Origin of the sequence: Mesorhizobium sp. M4A.F.Ca.ET.020.02.1.1, assembly GCF_004022645.1 — a bacterium.
Taxonomy (GTDB): Bacteria; Pseudomonadota; Alphaproteobacteria; order Rhizobiales; family Rhizobiaceae; genus Mesorhizobium.
In genome coordinates this window covers 1-3,682 of the sequence record NZ_RZOI01000619.1, presented here as the reverse complement: position 1 = coordinate 3,682, position 3,682 = coordinate 1, and the positions used below count along the sequence as shown (strand labels likewise).

Genomic DNA, 3,682 nt, shown 5'->3' with positions numbered 1-3,682 from the left:
GCTTCTTCCTGCAGACGCGCGGCCAGCGTCTCGAGGATGTCGAGGTCCGGCACGACAACTTCCATGCCGTGCTGGGCGCGGCACGGGCCTCGGTGCCGGCGGATTGGCGCCAGACCTTGGTCAAGCGCGCCCACCTCGACCGTTTCCTGTTCGCGGCCGACGACGTTGTCGTGCCGGTGGGACAGGATGGGCTGGTCGCCAATGTCGCCAAGTACCTCGACGGCCAGCCCGTGCTCGGCGTCAATCCGGCGCCGGATCTCTATGACGGTGTGCTGGTGCGCATCGGCGTCGGCCGGCTGGGCAAGCTGCTCGCCGCCAGCATAGCCGGCAATGTCGGCATCGAAGCGCGAACCATGGTTCAGGCCGAGCTCGACGGAGGCGAAACGCTCCTCGCGCTCAACGAGATCTTCGTAGGCCACCGTAGCCACCAGTCGGCCCGTTACCGGATCGAGGCCGGGGGCGAGGCGGAAAACCATTCCTCCAGCGGCCTCATCGTCGCCTCCGGCACCGGCGCGACAGGCTGGGCGCGCTCGATCATGGAAGCGACGCATCTCGACCTGTCGCTCGGCCGCGAAGAGCACGCGGTGGGCTTCTGGGTGCGCGAGCCGTTTCCGAGCGTCGCCACGACCACCAATTTGCGTGCCGGCAAGATCACCGAGAACCCGCTTCTGATCACATCGCGGATGAACGACGGCGGCGTCATCTTCGCCGACGGCATCGAGCAGGATTTCATCGCCTTCGACTGGGGCAGGCAGGTCCAGCTGCAGCCGGCATCGCGGGCGCTACGGCTGGTCGTCGATCAGTGACCGACGGGTGTCGGCGCGAGGTGGATGCCGCCGCGTCGGAGCCAGCCAGTTCGACGGGACGGCCTAGGGGCCGCCCCGCCTGCGTTGCCTTCCCGGTACGGCCTAGTGGCCCGATCCGGCATGCCCACCGACCTGTTCGGGCAGTGATGGCGCCTCGCTTCCGTTCAGTCGATCAGACGGATATCCGCATCCGCCAGGCAGTAGGGCGCGTAGCGGAAATCGCGGATAGCCGCGACCTCTTCGCCGCGCCACTCGACCAGCATGAAGCCGCGGACCGCGCCGTCCGGAGTCCGCGGATCGCGGATCAGGATCGCCGGCCGGCCGTCGACAAAACCGAGCGAGAGCACCCAATCGCTGACGCGGTCGTAATTGCCGAAATAGGTCGAGGCTTGCTTCTTGCCTCTGAGACGCGTGCGGTTGACGACTTCGAGCTGGATATCCTCGGCGATCAGCGCCCTGACGGCGTCGAAGTCGCGCGCGTTGAACAGGTCGACGTAGTGGCGCAGTCGCCGCTCGTCGTCGGCATCGAGCGCCGGCATGACGGCTTCTTCCGGCGCTGCTGCCAACGCCCTCAACTCGGCCCGCCCGCGATGCAGCGCCGCCTTGGTGGCGGCCAGCGTCGCGCCCGTCGCTTCGCAGGTTTCGGAAAGGCTGAGGCCGAGCACGTCGACCAGGATAACGGCGCTGCGCTGCGGCAGAGTGAGCTGCATGAAAGTGCGCAGGCTGGTGGCAGCCGCAAGCCTCGCCTCCGCGCTGGCGGAGAGGTCTTCCACTCCGGTCATATCGGCCTCGCTTAAGCGGGAACGCTCCCGCTGGCGGCGGCGCAGATGGTCCTGCGCCGCATTGTGGGCGATGCGAAACAGCCATTGCTCCGGACGGTCGACTGCGGCGTTGCCGTCGATCGCCTGCAGCGCCTTCAGCACCGTCTCCTGCACGATGTCCTCGCCGTCGATGACGGAGCCGGCCATGCGGGCTGCGTAGCGGTGCAGCTTCGGACGCAGGCCGGGCAGCATCGCGTCCAGCGCCGCCCGGTCGAATTTCGATGACATCATTGCGTTCATTCCCGAGCAGGCTGCGGCACGGCGCCAAGGCCGCGCCGGCACTGAGGTCAGGCCGGCATGGCCTCAACGGCATTGTCCAGCATACGATAGTTGCCGACGATTTTTGCCGCCGATCTGGCGAGAGGGCCGGACCGCCGCTCGGCGTGGTCGGCGCCGAAAGTCTTGAAGGAGTCGAGCCCGGTCAGGGCGGCGCTGTCCTTGTCATACCCGACAAGATGCACGAACTCGCCATTCTCCAGCTCCAGAACGAGGTAGCGCACGGATAGCGGCTTCGTTTCGTCGAGCGCCTCGAACACCTTTGCAACCAGCATACGGTTTTCGGCGATGCTTTCATCCTTCACGCCGTAGCGGATGAGACTGTAGCCCATTGTCATCTCCTTTTCTGGGTTTGCACACAGAAGACGTTCCGCAGCATCGAAAAGATTCTCAGGGTTTCCGAATCTTTTTGCGCATCTGCGTCGTCCTTCATCCGTCGAGGCCGCGCGGCGGCCTCCGCGATGAGGAGAGACATCATGCATATCCAGTTTGCCGAACTTCCGGTATTCGATCAGGACCGCGCCAAGGCGTTCTACACCGACCATTTCGCCTGCCAGGTGGCAGCCGACCAACCGATGGGCGACGGCGGCTGGCGCTGGATCGAGCTGGCATTTCCCGACGCCGTCACCAACCTGCATTTTATCAGACGCGCCGATGAGGCGCCGGGGGTCGAACCAGTGCTGGTTCTGGTCGATGGCGATGTCGAAACGACAATCGCCGCGTTGAGGGCGCGCGACGTCGAAATCATCACCGAGCCTCAGGAAGCTCCGTGGCAGCCTGGCCGCACCGTTGCCGAGTTCCGCGACAGCGAGGGCAACCGCATGGTTGTCGCCGGCAAATGACCGGCGCGCCAGACCGAATCTTGAGAAGCAACGGGAGAGATGGAATGACCCTCCAATCGTCGACGCTGAAAGTGCCGGGCGCCAGCCTGTATTACGAGACGCCCGGCTCCGGCCCCGTGCTGCTGATCATCCCCGGCGGACCGCAGGACGCCGGTGTTTTCGCCGGGTTGGCTGGCCGTCTCGCCGACCGATACACGGTGGTCGCCTACGACCCGCGCGGCAATTCGCGCAGCACCTTCGACGAGCAGCCTGAGGAACAGAACCTCGATGTCCATGGCGACGATGCCGCGCGGCTGATCGAGGCGCTCGGCGCCGGGCCTGCCTATGTGTTCGGTACCAGCGGCGGCGCCCAGATCGGGCTCAATCTCGCCGCCCGCCATCCTGGCCAAGTGCGGGCGCTGGTGGCGCACGAACCGCCCAGCATGATGTTGCTTGACGACCCGTCGCATGCGTTGGCCGGCATGCGCGACCTGCACGATACCTATCGCAGCCAAGGCGTCGGGGCGGCGATGCGGAAATTCTTCAGCGAGAACGGCCTGTCCGAAGGGCCGGATCAAGGTGAAGCAGGGCCGAACGATGCTGAGACCCAGGATGCGCCGCCGCCGTTTGAACCGACACCCGAAGAGGCCGAGACTTTTGCGCGCGTCAGCAGCAATTTCGAATACTGGCTGGCGCATGGCGTCATGCCGCTCTCGCTGTACCGTCCCGACGTCGAGGCGCTGCGTGGCGCCGCTGTCGTAGTCGGTATCGGCGAAGAGTCCGTCGGCCAGCCGATCGACGGCATGGGCAAGGCGCTGGCCGACAGGCTCGGTGTCAAGCGCGCCGCCTTTCCCGGCGACCATATGGGTTTTGGGCACTATCCCGATCGCTTCGCTGAGACCTTGCATCTGGCGCTCGGCGGCGTAGGAGCCTAGTCCGCAGGTTGACCCTGGTACGG

5 protein-coding genes are annotated in these 3,682 nt (G+C 65.9%); 3 read left to right on the top strand and 2 right to left on the bottom strand.

Annotated features, from left to right (window positions below; all coding sequences use genetic code 11):
* Nucleotides 1–806, top strand: an 806-nt coding sequence (locus EN742_RS27965) for an NAD(+)/NADH kinase (protein ID WP_128333519.1), incomplete at its 5' end; no start/stop codon positions are given.
* A 164-nt stretch (nt 807–970) separates the two neighbouring features.
* On the opposite strand, the gene EN742_RS27960 is transcribed toward EN742_RS27965, so the two are convergent.
* Nucleotides 971–1,858, bottom strand: coding sequence for an RNA polymerase sigma factor (locus tag EN742_RS27960; RefSeq protein ID WP_126057151.1), 888 nt, complete (start codon nt 1,856–1,858; stop codon nt 971–973).
* A 56-nt stretch (nt 1,859–1,914) separates the two neighbouring features.
* A complete protein-coding gene (locus EN742_RS27955) occupies nt 1,915–2,235 on the bottom strand; it encodes a hypothetical protein (protein WP_245455288.1) in 321 nt (106 codons plus the stop codon).
* A 144-nt stretch (nt 2,236–2,379) separates the two neighbouring features.
* Between EN742_RS27955 and EN742_RS27950 the strand changes: the two genes are divergently transcribed.
* The gene (locus EN742_RS27950; RefSeq protein ID WP_126057150.1) at nt 2,380–2,745 is read left to right on the top strand and encodes a VOC family protein; all 366 of its coding nucleotides are present in this window, start codon (nt 2,380–2,382) and stop codon (nt 2,743–2,745) included.
* A 44-nt stretch (nt 2,746–2,789) separates the two neighbouring features.
* A complete protein-coding gene (locus EN742_RS27945) occupies nt 2,790–3,659 on the top strand; it encodes an alpha/beta hydrolase (protein ID WP_126057149.1) in 870 nt (289 codons plus the stop codon).
* The last annotated feature ends 23 nt before the right edge of the window (nt 3,660–3,682 follow it).

Coding starts and splice junctions, on each gene's coding strand:
- EN742_RS27960 (WP_126057151.1), bottom strand. CDS start 1,858: ATGATGTCATCGAAATTCGACCGGGCGGCGCTGGACGCGATGCTGCCC.
- EN742_RS27955 (WP_245455288.1), bottom strand. CDS start 2,235: ATGGGCTACAGTCTCATCCGCTACGGCGTGAAGGATGAAAGCATCGCC.
- EN742_RS27950 (WP_126057150.1), top strand. CDS start 2,380: ATGCATATCCAGTTTGCCGAACTTCCGGTATTCGATCAGGACCGCGCC.
- EN742_RS27945 (WP_126057149.1), top strand. CDS start 2,790: ATGACCCTCCAATCGTCGACGCTGAAAGTGCCGGGCGCCAGCCTGTAT.